Raw genomic sequence first — 15,749 nt, forward strand, 5'->3', positions numbered from 1 at the left:
CTTCACTCTTGCCCCGCGACCGATCTGTCGTGCAGAGTGGCAGCGTGGCCAGTCGAAACGCAGACACCAGCGGTGGCACGCCGCACCTGGACTCCGTGTCCCTCGCGATCATCGAGCAGCTCCAGGAGGACGGCCGTCGGCCGTACGCCGCGATCGGCAAGGCGGTCGGCCTCTCCGAGGCGGCGGTGCGCCAGCGCGTGCAGAAGCTGCTGGAGCAGGGCGTGATGCAGATCGTCGCGGTGACGGACCCGCTGACCGTGGGCTTCCGCCGGCAGGCCATGGTCGGCGTCCACGTGGAGGGCGACATCGAGGCGGTGGCCGACGCGATCTCCGCCATGGACGAGGCGGAGTACGTGGTCATGACCGCCGGCTCCTTCGACCTGATAGTGGAGATCGTCTGCGAGGACGACGATCACATGCTCGAGGTGATCAACCGGCGGATACGCGCCGTGCCGGGAGTGCGCTCGACCGAGAGTTTCGTCTACCTCAAGCTCAAGAAACAGACCTACATGTGGGGAACCCGATAGCCGTGAACAGCCAGGATCCCAGCAGCAAGGACCGCAGCAAGGCCGCCTACGACCACCTGTGGATGCACTTCACCCGCATGTCGTCGTACGAGAACGCCCCCGTTCCGACGATCGTGCGCGGCGAGGGCGTCCACATCTACGACGACACCGGCAAGCGGTACCTGGACGGCCTGGCGGGCCTGTTCGTGGTCCAGGCGGGCCACGGCCGCGCCGAGCTGGCCGAGACGGCGGCCCGCCAGGCCCGGGAGCTCGCGTTCTTCCCCGTCTGGTCCTACGCCCACCCCCAGGCGGTCGAACTGGCCGAGCGGCTGGCGCACCACGCCCCGGGCGACCTCAACAAGGTCTTCTTCACCACCGGCGGCGGCGAGGCGGTGGAGACCGCCTGGAAGCTGGCCAAGCAGTACTTCAAGCTGACCGGCAAGCCCACCAAGCACAAGGTGATCTCCCGCGCCACCGCCTACCACGGCACCCCGCAGGGCGCGCTCTCCATCACCGGACTGCCCGCGCTGAAGGCCCCGTTCGAGCCGCTGGTGCCGGGCGCCCACAAGGTGTCCAACACCAACATTTACCGGGCCCCGCTCCACGGCGACGACCCGGAGGCCTTCGGCCGCTGGGCCGCCGACCAGATCGAGCAGCAGATCCTCTTCGAGGGCCCCGACACGGTCGCCGCGGTCTTCCTGGAGCCGGTGCAGAACGCGGGCGGCTGCTTCCCGCCGCCGCCCGGCTACTTCCAGCGCGTCCGGGAGATCTGCGACCAGTACGACGTGCTGCTCGTCTCCGACGAGGTGATCTGCGCCTTCGGCCGCCTGGGCACCATGTTCGGCTGTGAGAAGTTCGGCTACCAGCCGGACATGATCACCTGCGCCAAGGGCATGACCTCGGGCTACTCCCCGATAGGAGCCTGCATCGTCTCGGACCGCCTGGCCGAGCCGTTCTACCGGGGCGACAACGTCTTCCTGCACGGCTACACCTTCGGCGGTCACCCGGTCTCCGCGGCGGTGGCGATGGCCAACCTGGACATCTTCGAGTCGGAGAAGCTCAACCAGCACGTGCTGGACCAGGAGGGCGCCTTCCTGCGCACCCTGCAGAAGCTGCACGACCTGCCGATCGTCGGCGACGTCCGCGGCAACGGGTTCTTCTACGGCATCGAGCTGGTCAAGGACAAGAACACCAAGGAGACCTTCGACGCGGACGAGACGGAGCGGGTGCTCTACGGCTTCGTCTCCAAGAAGCTCTTCGAGAACGGCCTGTACTGCCGGGCCGACGACCGCGGCGACCCGGTCGTCCAGCTCGCCCCGCCGCTGATCGCCGACCAGACCACCTTCGACGAGATCGAGCAGATCCTCCGCGCCACCCTCACGGAGGCCTGGACCAAGCTCTGACCCCACCCCACCGCTCCGGCCCGCCCCCTCACGGCACCCGCCCGTGAGGGGGCGGGCGCGTGGGGCGGGCGTATGAGCTGACCGTGTGACAACCGCCTCGCCGTCCGGGGCCGGACGGGTGAGACACGGGCCCTCGGAGCCCCGGCCTCGCACGGCCGGGGCCGGGTTCTCCCTAGCGTGCGCAGTGACCGATCGGGTCGGCCTTCGTTCCCCCGGACGGGGGACACGCAGGATGAAAACGCGATCTGAACCGAGGTGACGCCCGTGGAGGCCCCGCCGGACAACGACGTGCTCTGGGCCCGAGCCCTGCACTTCACGCATCGCGACCGTACGCCCGGGCTGAACGGCGTATCGCTGGGCGTCCGGGACGGCGAGATCCTCGCCGTCGGCGGCCCGCGCGGCAGTGGCAAGACGACCCTGCTGCGCTGCCTGTCGGGCATGCTGACGCCGACCCGGGGAGAGGTCTGGTTCAACAGCGCCCCCGTGCACACGATGGGCCCGCTGGCCCGTGAACGCCTGCGCCGCGAGCGCTTCACCTGGGTCGACCCCGAACCGGGTCTGGTCCCGGAGCTGAACGTCTGGGAGAACGCCGCCCTCCCCCTGATGCTGCGCGGCGCCGGCCGCCGCAAGGCCAGGGAGCGGGCCCTGGACTGGCTGGAACGCCTCGACGTCGGCGCGCTGGCCCGCAGGAACCCGCTGGAGCTCAACCAGGCCCAGCGCCAGCGGGTGGCGATCGCCCGTGCCCTCGCCCCCTCCCCCACCGTGCTCTTCGCCGACGAGCCGACCGCGCCGCTGCACCGCGCCGACCGGGTGCACGTCCTGCGGACCCTGATGACGGCGGCCCGCTCCCACGACATCACCGTGGTGCTGGCCACCGGCGACCTGGAGGCCGCCGCGCTGGCCGACCGCGTCGTCCACCTCCTCGACGGACGGCGTGTCAGCAACGCGCAGCTGCCCCCGGCTGCCGGTACGGAGGGGCGCGCCTCGTGCTCGCTCTCCGTCTAGGCCGCCGCTCCGGGGCCGCCGTCCAGCTCCGCCGCCTGATGGTCGCGGCGGCCTCCGGCGGCACCGGGTTCCTGCTGCTGTCCTCGCTCGGCCAGGCCCTGGCCCACCCCGAGGCCCCGGCCGCCGCCTCCGTGCGGCTCGCCTGGTGCGCCGCGCCGGTGGCCGCCACCGTGTACCTGGCGGTGGCGGTGGCCCGCACCGACCCCGGCACCCGGCCGCGGCCGGGACTGTCGGCGATCGGGCTCGGCCCCGGCCGCATGATGGTCCTCTCGGTCACCACGACGGCGCTGAGCTGCGTCCTCGGCTCGATGCTGGCGCTGATGTTCTTCCTGCACCTGCGCGGCGACCTCACCGGGATGCCGTTCGACGGGGACGCGGGCGCCCTCCTCGCGGCGGGCCGGCCGCTCCCGCTGCCGGCCACCCTGACGCTGCTCGCCCTGGTCCCGCTGCTCGCCTCCGCGGCGACCGCGCTGTCGCTGCGGCCCCGCGAGGAGGGCGGCCTGCGCGGCGCGGCCCGCCGCCGGATCGCCGGGGCGCGGCGCCCGGCCCCCGCCCCGGCGGCGGACGACGAGGACGTCCTCGCGGCCACCCCGGCGGGCCCTGCCGCCCCTGCCTCCCCTCCCGTCACGGCCGCCGCCGACGCCGAGGCCGCCCCGCCGAGGCTCACCGCGAGCCCCGACGGGCTGCCCTGGGGCGTGGCCGTCCTGGTCGCCGGGATCGGCGTGGCGGGCTACGCCAACCGCGCCGGCGTCGCCCTCACCCCCGACCTGTCGCTGGTGCCGGCCGGCCTGCTGGCCGGCTGGGCGCTGACCGCGCTGGGGCTGGCGCTGATCGGGCCGGGCCTCACCCACCTGTGCGGCAGGCTGCTCCAGGCCGCCCGTCCCGGCGCGGTCCGGCTGCTGGCCGGCCGGGTGCTGATGGCCGAGGCATCCCGCGTCGGGCGTCCGCTGGGCGTCGTCGCGGCGGTCGCGGCCCTGGCGTACGCGCTGGTCCTCCGCTACGACCTGGGCGGTCCGGTCCTCGGCCCGCTGGGCGGACTCGGCGCGGTCCTGGTGGCCGGCTGCACGGCGGCCACCCTGGTGACGGCCGCGATCGAGGTGCGGCAGGTGCGCGCGGACACCATGCTCGCCCTGCTGCGGGTGGGCGCCCCGGCCACCACGCTCCGGGCCTGTGCTGCCCTGCGCGCGGGTGTCCTGCTCGCGGTCTTCGGTCCGCTCACCGTCCTGGTCGCGGAACTGGCCTCCCTGACCCCGGGAGGCTGACCCCGAACGGCTGCCTCCTCCGAGGAAATTCGCGCAGAAGGGCGCCGGACTCGCGATGAGTCCGGCGCCCTCGCGCGGTCTTCCCTACGTCCGCAGCAGATACCTCCACCGCTTACCGAGGAAGGCCACCCATGTACCAGCAGATGATCTTCGTGAACCTGCCCGTCCGTGACATCGACGCCTCGAAGAAGTTCTTCACCGAGCTCGGCTACACCATCAACGCGCAGTTCTCCGACGAGACGACCGGCTCGGTGGTCATCTCCGAGCAGATCGTCGTGATGCTGCTCGCGCACGAGAAGTACGCGCAGTTCACCCACAAGGAGATCGCCGACTCCACCCGGACCAGCGAGGTGCTGATCGGGCTGAGCGCCGAGAGCCGTCAGGAGGTCGACGAGCTGGTCGACCGGGCGGTCTCCCTGGGCGCGACCGAGCCGCGCGAGAAGCAGGATCACGGCTTCATGTACGGCCGGGCCTTCGAGGACCTCGACGGCCACACCTTCGAGGTCGTGTGGATGGACCCGGCGGCCGTGGAGGGCTGACCGGGCCGGGGGGCGTCAGCCCCACTTGGTGTGCTCCAGCCAGAGGTCCAGCAGCGCGCGGTCGCCCAGCACCTCCAGCGAGCCCGAGTCCGGGGCCGCCCGCCGGTGGACGGCGAGCATCACCTCGGCCAGCGGCCCGCGCAGGGCCACGTCCGCCTTGGCGTGCGCCCTGCTCCACACGACGCCCTCGTCGGCGAGCTCGATCAGCCACTCGGCGTCGAGCCCCGCGGGGGCGTCGGTGGCATGCAGGTGGAGGGTGCGGCCGCCGGCCCGCAACGCGGCGCCGTCCCGGTCGTCGGGGTCCCGCTGGGCGAACCGGACGATCTCCAGCCACTCCTCGACCGTGTCGGCGGCCACCTCCGGCGCCACCGCGTAGGGCCGTCCCGCGGCGAGGGCCGCGTCGGCACGGTGGACGGCCAGCTCGTTGCACATCCGGCGGGCCCAGAAACCGGCGGTGTGGTCCGTGAACCACGACCACACCGGCGTGTCCGGCTCCGCCCCGCGCAACGCGTCGGCGAGCAGCCGGCCGGCCCCCTCCAGCCACGCGTCCAGTGCGCGGGCGTCGCCCCGCTCCCGGGGGCCGTCGAAGAGCGGCACCGCCTCGTCCGGCAGGTCCTCGGTGGCCCGGGTGGCGACCAGCCGGCCGGACCGGCGCAGCGCCCCGCCCACGTGCCGGACCAGCTCCTCCAGCGTCCAGTCCGGGCAGGTCGGCACCCGCGCGGCCAGGTCCGCGCCGGAGGTCACCAGCGACCTCACCTGCTCGACCTGCTGGTCCACATGGGCGATGCGGCGGGCGTACACGTCGGTGGTCATCCCCGCACCCTAGGCGCCCTCGGTCCCCTCCAGCACCACGATTTCGTCCGGGTCGAAGGAGACCCCGACCCGGTCCCCGGGCGCGGGCGCGTCCCGCAGCGGGCACACGGCCTCCAGCTCGGGAGCGCCGTCCTCGGGCCGCAGCCGCAGGGAGACCTGGGCGCCCTGGAAGGTGCGCGCGGCCACCGTGCACACCGTCCGCCCGTCCGTCCCCGCGGCCACCCGGACGCCCAGCGGCCGCACCAGGACGGTGCGTTCGCCCTGGCCGGAGCCCTCCGGCACCGGCACCTCGCCCCACGGGGTGTCCGCGACCGTGCCGGTGACCCTCGCCCCGACGACGTTCTCGAAGCCGAGGAACCGCGCCACGAACGCGTCCACGGGCCGCTGCCAGACCTCCAGCGGCGTGCCGGACTGCGCGATGCGGCCGTCCCGCATCACCACCACCCGGTCGGCCAGCGCGAACGCCTCCCCCTGGTCGTGCGTGACGGCCAGCACCGTGGTCCCCAGCCGGCCGAACAGCTCGCGGAGTTCGACGACCAGCCGCTCGCGCAGGGTGCGGTCGAGCTGGCCCAGCGGCTCGTCGAGCATCAGCAGCCGGGGGCGGGGGGCCAGCGCGCGGGCCAGCGCGACCCGCTGCTGCTCGCCACCGGAGAGCGTGGCGACGGCCCGCCGCCCGGCGCCGGGCAGCCCGACCAGCTCCAGCAACTCCCCGACCCGCTCGGCCTGTTCCGTTCGTCCCACGCCGTGCATCCGCAGCCCGAAGGCGACGTTGCCGGCCACATCGCGCTGCGGGAAGAGCTGGTGGTCCTGGAACATCAGGCCCACGCCGCGCCGGTGCGCGGGCACCCGCGCCTGGTCCCGGCCGTCCAGCAGCACCCGTCCGTCGTCCACCTGCTGCAGGCCGGCGACGGCCCGCAGCAGGGTCGACTTGCCGCTGCCGCTGGGGCCCAGCACGCAGACGATCTCGTGCTCGGCGACCGCCAGGTCCACCGCGTCCAGGGCGGCCCGGCCGCCGAACCGGACGGTGGCGCCCTCCAGGGTGAGCAGCATCGTCAGAACTCTCCCGTCCGGTCGCCGCGCAGCCGCTCCAGGGCGAGCAGGGCCGCCGCGCACACCACCATCAAGATCACCGAAAGGGCCATGGCCTGGCCGTAGTTGAGGTCGCCGGGCCGGCCGACCAGCTTGGCCACGGCCACCGGCAGGGTCGGGTTGTCGGGCCGTGCGATGAACACCGTCGCCCCGAACTCGCCGAGGGACACCGCGAAGGCGAACCCGGCGGCGATCAGCAGCGCCCGCCGCACCAGGGGGAGATCCACCTCGCGCCACACCCGCCACGGCGAGGCGCCCAGCACGGCGGCGGCCTCGCGCAGCCGGTGGTCGACCGCGCGCAGCACGGGCAGCATGGTCCGCACGACGAACGGCACGCCGACCAGCGCCTGCGCCAGCGGGACCAGGATCCAGGTGGCGCGCAGGTCCAGCGGCGGTTCGTCGAGCGCGATCAGGAAGCCGAAGCCGACGGTGACCGCGGAGACGCCCAGGGGCAGCATGAGCAGCGCGTCGAAGCCGCGCACCCACCGTCCCGCGTCCCGCCGGGCGAGGGCGGCGGCCGCGAGGGAGCCGATCAGCACCGCGATCGCGGTGGCCGCCACCGCGTACTCCAGCGAGTTCCCCACGGCCTCGATCGGCGGGACCAGGAACGCGCCGCCGTCGGACTCGGTCAGCGCCCGGTAGTAGCCGAACCCGGCCGCCAGGGACCGCTGCACCAGCACCGCCGGCGGCAGCACGATCAGCACCGCGGTCACCAGCAGGACCCCGGCGAGCAGCAGCCGCTGCCCGGCCCCGCGCGGCGGCCGCGCGGTGGTGGCGGGGTCGACGAGCCGCAGGGCGGCCTCCCGCCGGCGCACCGTCCAGGCGTGCACGGCGAGCACGCCGCCCACCGCGGCGAACTGGACCAGGCTGAGCACCGCGGCCGTGGACAGGTCGAGCAGGTCGGCGGTCCGGCGGTAGATCTCCGTCTCCAGCGTGGAGACGCCGGGTCCGCCGAGGACCTGCACGATGCCGAAGGAGGTGAAGGTGAAGAGGAAGATCATCACAGCGGCGGCGGCCACCGCGGGCCCGAGGGCCGGCAGGGTCACCGTGCGCCAGGCCGTGAACCGGGAGGCCCCGAGCATGCGGGCGGCCTCCTCCTGCCCCGGGTCCAGCTGGGCCCACAGCCCGCCGACCGTGCGGACCACCACCGCGAAGTTCACGAAGACGTGTGCGAGCAGGATCGCCCACACCGTGCCGTCCAGCCGGACCCCCCACCAGGTGTCGGTGAGTCCGCCGCGTCCGATCACGGCGAGGAAGGCGGTGCCGGCCACCACCGTCGGCAGCACGAACGGCACGGTGACGACCGCCCTCAGCAGCTCCCGACCCGGAAAGCGCAGCCGGGCGAACACGTAGGCGGCGGGCAGCGCGATCAGCAGGGTGAGCGCCGTGGAGGCCAGCGCCTGCCAGAACGTGAACCAGAGGACCTCGCGGACCTCCGGCCGCCCCAGCACCCGCGCGGCCTCCCCGATCCGCCACGCCCCGTCCTCGCCGCGCAGTCCGCGCAGGACGATGGCGACGACGGGGTGGGCGAAGAAGACCGCGAAGAACGCGACGGGCACAGCCATCAGGCCGAGCCGCGCCACGCTGCTCCGCAGCCCGGTGCCGGTGCCGGTGCCGGTGCCGGTGCCGGTGCCGGTGCCGGTGCTGGTGTCGGTCACCGTACGACGAGCGAGGTCCACCGGTCGATCCACTCGTCACGGTTGGCGGCGATCTTCTCGGGCGCCAGCGTCTTCGGGTCCTCGGCGACGGCGCCGTGCTCGGTGAACGCCTCCGGCAGCGCGGCGTCGCCCCGGACCGGGTTGACGAACATGTTGAGCGGCAGGTCCTCCTGGAAGGTCTTGGAGACCAGGAAGTCCAGCAGCGCCTTGCCGCCCTCGGGGTTGGCGGCGTTCTTCAGCAGGCCCGCGTACTCGATCTGGCGGAAGCAGGTGCCGGTGGCCACGCCGGTGGGCGCCTCCTCGGGCTGCGGGTCGGCGTAGATGACCTCCACCGGCGGGGAGGAGGCGTAGGAGACGACCAGCGGCCGGTCGCCGCCCGCCTGCTTGCCGCCGGCGGAACCGGAGAACTCCTCGTTGTACGCCTGCTCCCAGCCGCTGACCACCTTCACGCCGTTGGCGCGGAGCTTCTTCCAGTAGTCCTGCCAGCCGTCGTCGCCGTACTCGGCGGCGGTGCCCAGGAGGAAGCCCAGGCCGGGCGAGGAGGTGCCGGCGTCCTCGGTGACCAGCAGGTTCTTGTACGCGGGCTTGACCAGGTCGTCGAAGCTGTTCGGCGGCTCGAGGCCCTCCTTCTCGAAGTACGCCTTGTCGTAGTTCACGCAGACGTCGCCGGTGGTGACCGGCGTGGCCGCGTCCCCCTCGACCCGGAACTCCTCGCCGATCCGCGCCGACTCCTCGGCCTGGTACGGGTCGAAGAGCTGGTTGTCGAGGGCGCGGGAGAGCAGCGTGTTGTCCACGCCGAAGAGGACGTCGCCCTGCGGGTGGTCCTTGGTGAGCACGGCCTTGTTGAGGGCCTGCCCGGCGTCGCCGTCCTCCAGGACCTTGAGCTTGTACCCGGAGGTCTTCTCGAACTCGGCGATCACCTCCTTGGAGGCGGCCCACGAGTCGTGGCTGATCAGGGTCACGGTCTTCCCGCCGGACTCCTGCGCGTCGTCCCCGGCATCACCGGAGCCGCCGCACGCGGCGAGGGCGAGGGCGAGAACGGCCGCCGTCGCGGCGGCGGACTTCCTGTGCGTGTACACGGTTTTCCTCCTGGGTGACCAGGAAGAGACGCGGCCCTGCCCGGGAACGGCGGACCGTTCCCGGGCAGGGCGCAACAGCTCGAGGTGCCCGAACTCCCTACCCAGAATGACCTGGGCGAGGTTCAGAGGGTCTGCGGTCGGTCCCGCACTCTCAGCGCTGTGGCGCTCCCCTGTCGGATAATCGCTATTCGGATGTGTGGTGTGGCCAGATTACCGCTCGGTGGCGGCGAGCTGACCACAGGCCCCGTCGATCTCCTGACCGCGCGTGTCACGCACCGTGACCGGCACGCCGTGCGCGGCGATCGCCTCGACGAACGCCTTCTCGTCCTCGGGCCGCGAGGCGGTCCACTTGGAGCCCGGCGTCGGGTTCAGCGGGATCAGGTTGACGTGCGCGGGCTTGCCCTTGAGCAGCCGGCCGAGCCGGTCGCCGCGCCATGCCTGGTCGTTGATGTCGCGGATCAGCGCGTACTCGATGGACAGCCGGCGCCCGGACTTCGCGGCGTACTCCCAGCCGGCGTCCAGCACCTCCCGCACCTTCCAGCGGGTGTTCACCGGGACCAGCGTGTCGCGCAGCTCGTCGTCGGGGGCGTGCAGCGAGATCGCCAGGCGGCACTTGAAGCCCTCGTCGGCGAACCGGTTGATGGCGGGCACCAGGCCGACCGTGGACACGGTGATGCCACGCTGCGACAGGCCGAGGCCGTCGGGCTCCGGGTCGGTGAGCCGGCGGATGGCACCGATCACCCGGTTGTAGTTGGCGAGCGGCTCGCCCATGCCCATGAACACGATGTTGCTGAGCCGCGCCGGGCCGCCGGGGATCTCCCCGTCACGCAGCGCGCGCATGCCGTCGACGATCTGGTGGACGATCTCCGCCGTCGACAGGTTCCGGTCCAGCCCGGCCTGGCCGGTGGCGCAGAACGGGCAGTTCATGCCGCACCCGGCCTGCGAGCTGATGCACATCGTCACCCGGTCCGGGTACCGCATCAGCACCGACTCGACGAGCGTGCCGTCGAACATCTTCCAGAGCGTCTTGCGGGTGGCGCCCTCGTCCGTGGACAGGTGCCGCAGCGGGGTCATCAGCTCCGGGAGCAGCGCCTCCCGCAGCTTGTCCCGCGCGGCGGCGGGGATGTCCGTCCACTGCTCCGGGTCGTGCGCGTACCGCGCGAAGTAGTGCTGCGAGAGCTGCTTGGCGCGGAACGGCTTCTCGCCGATCGCGGCCACCGCTTCCTTGCGCTCGGCGGGCGTGAGGTCGGCGAGGTGCCGCGGCGGCTTCTTGGCTCCGCGCGGGGCGACGAAAGTAAGTTCTCCGGGCTTAGGCATGGCTGTACCAGTGTCGCAGATCAACTTCCGTGACCCGCTCCTCGGACGGACCAGGGGCGGCCCAGCGAGGTCACTCGTCGGCCAGCGGCCGCTCATCGAGCCGGACCTTGACCTGGTGGTCGTGGGTGGTGTGCCGGAGGACCTCCCTGCGGACGGAGGTTCCGGGGGCCGGAGGAGCCAGGTCGGCACGGGCGAAACCGGCCGGATTCGAACCGGCGTCCTCGCGATTTTGGAGACCGCGCGCGACGACCTCTGCGCTACGGCTTCGCCCGCGGGGATGCTAGCCCATCGCATGGCGGGAGAGACCTGGCTCCGGTAGGGAAATCTCATCGCGCCGCGGTCTTCGCGCTCGGCTCGGTACTGGTCGAACAGGCGGAAGAACAGCCCCGTGGCCCACCGGTCGGCTGCCGGCACGCGACGGCCCCCGGGAGGCACGGCCGGCTCCGCGGAGGCGGCACGGGAGACGCGCGCCGTAGGGGGCGTTGCCGCCCGCCCCCCCCTGCCCGGCGACCCGCTCAGTGGCCCGGGGCTGCCATCGCGTCGCGGAGGGCGGCGACCTCCGCCTCGAGGTCCGTGAAGTGCCGGACGGGTCCGCGCTCCGGGGTCGGGTGGTAACCGCCCTGTTCGAGCGTGGCCAGGCGCTCGGTGAGGCGGGTCAGCTCCGCCTCGTGGCCGAACCCGCTCGCGCCCCCGCGCCGCAGGGTCTCGAGGTCCCGCCGGGCCGCCTCCAGCGCGGCGTGGATGCGCCCACGCACCGGCCGCAGCTTCTCCGGCAGCTCCTCCAGCTTCCCGCGCAGCCCCTGGAGGGCGGCCAGCAGAGCCTCCGCCTCCTCGAAGAGCTCCCGCAGAGCGCTCGTCCCGTCGTCGAACTCGCTCTGCAGCGCCGCCATCTCCCGCGCGTCCACCCGCCGGTCGGCGGCCGCGGCGCGGGCCATGTCCTGGAACGTCCGGTGCTGCCGCTCGCCCTCCTCCTCGGCACGGTCGAAGGTGCGCTTCGCCTCGTCGAGGAGGGTCTCGACGACCCCGCGGGGGATCCCGTCGCCGCGGCCGAGCAGGCCCTCGACGCGCTTGACCTCGTCGTCCAGCCTGTTCAGCAGGCCGTCGACGTTCCGCCGCTCCTCGCCCAGCTCGTCGACCATCGCCTGGACGGTCCGGAGACCTTCCTTGCGCCGCCCCCACATACGCGTCCACCCCTCCCGAAACGTGCACGATCGTCGCGATCATACGTTCGAGAGGGGTGGGGTGCGGGTCTTCCGGGGAGATCAGCTGCCGACGAAGATCTCCAGCAGCAGCCACACCACCGGGGCGGTGGGGAGCAGGGAGTCCAGGCGGTCCATGATGCCGCCGTGGCCCGGCAGCAGCGCGCCCATGTCCTTGATGCCGAGGTCTCGCTTGATCATCGACTCGCCGAGGTCGCCCAGCGTCGCGCTGACCGCGACGGCCAGACCGAGCAGCAGGCCCTGCCACCAGGCGCCGCCGTCCACCAGGAGCGTCATGCACAGCACACCGGCGGCCATGGAGAAGCCCATCGCGCCCAGCAGGCCCTCGCGGGTCTTGCCGGGGCTGATCCGCGGCGCCAGCTTGTGGGTGCCGAACCGCCAGCCCACGGCGTAGGCGCCGGTGTCGCTGACGATCGTCAGCAGGAGGAACGTCAGCACCCGCTGCGGACCGTCGTCCGCGGTCAGCATCAGGGAGACGAACGTCGCCAGGAACGGCACGTAGAACGTGGCGAACAGGCCGGCCGTGACGTCCCGGAGGTAGTTCTGCGGCGGCGAGCTCATCCGCCACACCAGCACCGCGAGCGCGGTGAACGCGGTCGCCAGCCAGGCGCCCTCGGGTCCGGCCGCGTAACCGGCGACCACCATCGACCCGCCGCCGACGACCAGCGGCACCAGCGGCGCCTTGATCCCCTTGCGCTCCGACAGCCGCGAGGTCAGCTCCCACAGGCCGACGCCCACGGCAGCCACCACGACGCCGACGAACACGGCCTTCACCACGAAGAGCGCGACCAGGACCACCACGCCCAGCCCGACGCCGACCCCTATCGCCGCGCCGAGGTCGCGTCCCGCGCTCTTCTTCTTCCGCTGCCGCGGTTCCTCGGGCCCGTGCGGGGCGGCCGGGGGCGGCTGGGAGGCGTCGGACATGGGCTCCTGCGGCTTCTCGCTGACGACGGGCAAGGGGCGGGTGTGCTGAACGGCGTCACCCTGGGGCACGAATGCCCCGGGCTGCACGGGCACATGCCCAGCGGGCGCGTGCGGAGCGGACACGACCGCCCCCTGCGCGGGCGCGCCGTACGGCTGCCCGTAGGCACCGTGGGGCCCGGGGGCCACACGGGCGTCCTGCGCCACCGGCGCCGCATACGCGTCACGCGGCGCGTGTGCCGCATGCGCATCGTACGCCGGACCCGTCGGAACAGCTCCCTGGACGGGGCCGCCGGGCGTTCCATACCTCTGCTCGTGCTCGGACGGCCACCCGTGTCCTGCCTGCGGCGGCGCCCCCCAGGAAGAGTCGTTCATCAGACTTCGAGCAGCTCCGCTTCCTTGTGCTTGAGCAGCTCGTCGACCTGGGCGACGTACTTGGCGGTGGTGTCGTCCAGCTCCTTCTCGGCGCGACGGCCCTCGTCCTCGCCGACCTCGCCGTCCTTGACCAGCTTGTCGATGGCGTCCTTGGCCTTGCGGCGCACGGAACGGATCGAGACCTTGGCGTCCTCGCCCTTGGTCTTGGCGACCTTGATGTAGTCGCGACGGCGCTCCTCGGTGAGCTCGGGGAACGTCACGCGGATGATGTTGCCGTCGTTGCTCGGGTTGACGCCCAGGTCGGAGTCGCGGATCGCCTGCTCGATGTTGCGCAGCGCGCTCTTGTCGAACGGGGTCACCACGGCCATGCGCGGCTCCGGCACGGAGAACGAGGCCAGCTGGTTGATCGGCGTCAGCGCGCCGTAGTAGTCGGCCACGATCTTGTTGAACATCGCCGGGTGCGCACGGCCGGTGCGGATCGCGGCGAAGTCCTCCTTGGCGACCACGACGGCCTTCTCCATCTTCTCCTCGGCCTCGAGGAGGGTCTCTTCGATCACCACTTGCTCCTGCGTGTCTTGAAGTAGGCCCGTCCGCCGATCCTGTCCTGCGCCGGCGGGCGGTTGCGTCGCGTCTTCTTCCTGCACGGTTCCGGACCGGCAGGACATTGTCCATCCCCCGGCCAGGTCGTCGCCCGACCGGGGCACGGGGCGCTCATCCGGCGCAGGCCGGGTGAGCTGGTTCGCCGGTCAGTCCCGGCGGCCCGGGTCGCCCACGAGCGTGCCGATCTTCTCACCCTTGACGGCCCTGGCGATATTGCCCTCCGCCAGGAGTTCGAAGACGAGGATCGGCAGGTCGTTGTCGCGGCAGAGCGTGATGGCGGTCATGTCGGCGACCTTGAGGTCGCGGGTGATGACCTCGCCGTAGCCCAGCGAGTCGAACTTGACCGCGGTCGGGTTGGTGCGGGGGTCGGAGTCGTAGACCCCGTCGACGCCGTTCTTGCCCATCAGCAGGGCCTCGGCGTCGATCTCCAGGGCACGCTGGGCGGCGGTGGTGTCGGTGGAGAAGTACGGCATGCCCATACCGGCGCCGAAGATGACCACACGGCCCTTCTCCAGGTGGCGCACGGCCCGCAGGGGGATGTAGGGCTCGGCGACCTGGCCCATGGTGATGGCGGTCTGGACGCGCGAGTCGATGCCTTCCTTCTCCAGGAAGTCCTGGAGGGCGAGGCAGTTCATCACCGTGCCGAGCATGCCCATGTAGTCGGAGCGGGCGCGGTCCATGCCGCGCTGCTGCAGCTCGGCGCCGCGGAAGAAGTTGCCGCCGCCGATGACGACGGCGATCTCCGCACCGTCCCGGACCACGGCGGCGATCTCGCGCGCGATGGCATGCACCACGTCCGGGTCGACGCCGAGTCCGCCGCCGCCGGCGAACGCCTCGCCGGACAGCTTCAGCAGATACCGGCCGCGTGCTTTGCCGTCGTCGCTCTTCTCGGCCTTCGTGGTCGTGGTCATGGGGAGTCTCACTTCGTTTGCAGTGCACACACACGAAGAAGGCCATTGCCGGTGGGGTGTCGTTCGCATCCCATGCGGCAATGGCCTCCCTCGTCAGATCTGTTGTCGCCCGCCGCGCGCGAGTGCGCGGCGGCGTACCCGGACGACTGCTTCCGACCTTAGCGGTCGGATCCGCCGATCACGGTACTGACTCAGATGCCGACCTTGATGCGCGCGAAGCGCTTCAGGGTGACACCGGCCTCGTCCAGAACCTTCTGGACGGACTTCTTGTTGTCCAGCGCGTACGGCTGGCCCAGCAGGGTGGCGTCCTTGAAGAAGCCGTTGACGCGACCCTCGACGATCTTGGCGATCGCGGCCTCGGGCTTGCCCTCGGCGCGGGTGGTCTCCTCGGCGATGCGACGCTCCTTGTCGACGACGTCGGCGGGGACGTCCTCCTTGGAGAGCCACTGCGGCGCGAACGCGGCGATGTGCTGGGCGATGCCCTTCGCGACCTCGGCGTTCTCCTTGTCGAGCTCGACGAGGACACCGATCTGCGGGGGCAGGTCCGGCATGGTGCGGTGCATGTACGCCAGGACGTAGCCGTCCTTGAACTGGGCGAAGCGGTCCAGGACGATCTTCTCGCCCAGGTTCGCGTTGGCCTCGTCCACGAACGCCTGGACGGTCTTGCCGGCCTCGATCTCGGAGGCGAGCAGCGCGTCGATGTCCGCCGGGGAGGTCTTGACGATGTGCTCGGCGATGGCGTTGGCCACGGCCTGGAACTTCTCGCCCTTGGCGACGAAGTCCGTCTCGCACTTCAGCTCGACGATGACGCCGGCGGAGTTGTCGTCGGCGATGATCTCGACGACGGCACCGTTCTCGGCGGAACGGCCCTCGCGCTTGGCGACGCCCTTCTGACCCTTGATGCGGAGCGCCTCGACGGCCGCGTCGACGTCGCCGTTGGCCTCGTCCAGAGCCTTCTTGCAGTCCATCATGCCGGCGCCGGTGAGCTCGCGGAGCTTCTTGACGTCAGCGGCGGTGTAGTTCGCCATGAGTCTGTGCTTCTCTTCTCGGA

Annotated in this window: 15 protein-coding genes and 1 tRNA gene; 5 read left to right on the forward strand and 11 right to left on the reverse strand. The window is 72.3% G+C overall.

Features of this window, described 5'->3' with window-relative positions:
* Positions 1-29: 29 nt before the first annotated feature.
* From ACWD3O_RS06960 to ACWD3O_RS06980, 5 genes are all read left to right on the forward strand, one after another.
* The gene (locus ACWD3O_RS06960; RefSeq protein ID WP_451412050.1) at positions 30-527 is read left to right on the forward strand and encodes an Lrp/AsnC family transcriptional regulator; all 498 of its coding nucleotides are present in this window, start codon (positions 30-32) and stop codon (positions 525-527) included.
* Positions 512-1,909 carry an aspartate aminotransferase family protein gene (locus tag ACWD3O_RS06965; protein WP_451412051.1) on the forward strand — a complete coding sequence of 466 codons (1,398 nt, stop codon included), beginning with the start codon at positions 512-514 and terminating at the stop codon, positions 1,907-1,909. Before ACWD3O_RS06960 ends, ACWD3O_RS06965 begins: the two co-directional genes overlap by 16 nt.
* Positions 1,910-2,173: 264 nt before the next feature.
* Positions 2,174-2,914 carry an ABC transporter ATP-binding protein gene (locus ACWD3O_RS06970; protein ID WP_451415087.1) on the forward strand — a complete coding sequence of 247 codons (741 nt, stop codon included), beginning with the start codon at positions 2,174-2,176 and terminating at the stop codon, positions 2,912-2,914.
* Positions 2,896-4,176, forward strand: a complete 1,281-nt coding sequence (locus ACWD3O_RS06975) for a hypothetical protein (protein WP_451415088.1) — start codon at positions 2,896-2,898, stop codon at positions 4,174-4,176. Before ACWD3O_RS06970 ends, ACWD3O_RS06975 begins: the two co-directional genes overlap by 19 nt.
* 131 nt (positions 4,177-4,307) lie before the next feature.
* Positions 4,308-4,715, forward strand: coding sequence for a VOC family protein (locus ACWD3O_RS06980; RefSeq protein ID WP_451415089.1), 408 nt, complete (start codon positions 4,308-4,310; stop codon positions 4,713-4,715).
* Positions 4,716-4,730: 15 nt separating this feature from the next.
* On the opposite strand, the gene ACWD3O_RS06985 is transcribed toward ACWD3O_RS06980, so the two are convergent.
* The 11 genes from ACWD3O_RS06985 to tsf form a co-directional block, all read right to left on the reverse strand.
* A complete protein-coding gene (locus tag ACWD3O_RS06985) occupies positions 4,731-5,528 on the reverse strand; it encodes a maleylpyruvate isomerase N-terminal domain-containing protein (protein ID WP_451415090.1) in 798 nt (265 codons plus the stop codon).
* 9 nt (positions 5,529-5,537) lie between these two features.
* Positions 5,538-6,578: an ABC transporter ATP-binding protein gene (locus ACWD3O_RS06990; RefSeq protein WP_451415091.1), complete on the reverse strand. Its 1,041-nt coding sequence runs from the start codon at positions 6,576-6,578 to the stop codon at positions 5,538-5,540.
* 2 nt (positions 6,579-6,580) lie between these two features.
* Positions 6,581-8,182 carry an ABC transporter permease gene (locus ACWD3O_RS06995; protein ID WP_451415219.1) on the reverse strand — a complete coding sequence of 534 codons (1,602 nt, stop codon included), beginning with the start codon at positions 8,180-8,182 and terminating at the stop codon, positions 6,581-6,583.
* 89 nt (positions 8,183-8,271) lie between these two features.
* On the reverse strand, positions 8,272-9,354 hold the full coding sequence (locus ACWD3O_RS07000; RefSeq protein ID WP_451415092.1) for a thiamine ABC transporter substrate-binding protein: 1,083 nt from the start codon (positions 9,352-9,354) through the stop codon (positions 8,272-8,274).
* Between the two features lie 210 nt (positions 9,355-9,564).
* Positions 9,565-10,671, reverse strand: a complete 1,107-nt coding sequence (rlmN, locus tag ACWD3O_RS07005; RefSeq protein WP_451415093.1) for a 23S rRNA (adenine(2503)-C(2))-methyltransferase RlmN — start codon at positions 10,669-10,671, stop codon at positions 9,565-9,567.
* A gap of 192 nt (positions 10,672-10,863) precedes the next feature.
* A tRNA-Trp gene (locus ACWD3O_RS07010) sits at positions 10,864-10,938 on the reverse strand.
* Between the two features lie 248 nt (positions 10,939-11,186).
* Positions 11,187-11,810, reverse strand: a complete 624-nt coding sequence (locus ACWD3O_RS07015) for a hypothetical protein (RefSeq protein WP_451415094.1) — start codon at positions 11,808-11,810, stop codon at positions 11,187-11,189.
* A gap of 123 nt (positions 11,811-11,933) precedes the next feature.
* Entirely contained in the window at positions 11,934-13,187 is a 1,254-nt protein-coding gene (locus ACWD3O_RS07020; protein WP_451415095.1) for a phosphatidate cytidylyltransferase, read from the reverse strand.
* Complete coding sequence (gene frr / locus ACWD3O_RS07025; protein WP_166020979.1) at positions 13,187-13,744, reverse strand: ribosome recycling factor; 558 nt, start codon at positions 13,742-13,744, stop codon at positions 13,187-13,189. Before frr ends, ACWD3O_RS07020 begins: the two co-directional genes overlap by 1 nt.
* Before the next feature lie 189 nt (positions 13,745-13,933).
* Complete coding sequence (gene pyrH, locus ACWD3O_RS07030) at positions 13,934-14,698, reverse strand: UMP kinase (RefSeq protein WP_451412065.1); 765 nt, start codon at positions 14,696-14,698, stop codon at positions 13,934-13,936.
* A 191-nt stretch (positions 14,699-14,889) separates the two neighbouring features.
* Complete coding sequence (gene tsf, locus ACWD3O_RS07035) at positions 14,890-15,726, reverse strand: translation elongation factor Ts (RefSeq protein ID WP_451412066.1); 837 nt, start codon at positions 15,724-15,726, stop codon at positions 14,890-14,892.
* Positions 15,727-15,749: the final 23 nt, after the last annotated feature.

This window comes from Streptomyces sp. NPDC002640, from assembly GCF_053592575.1.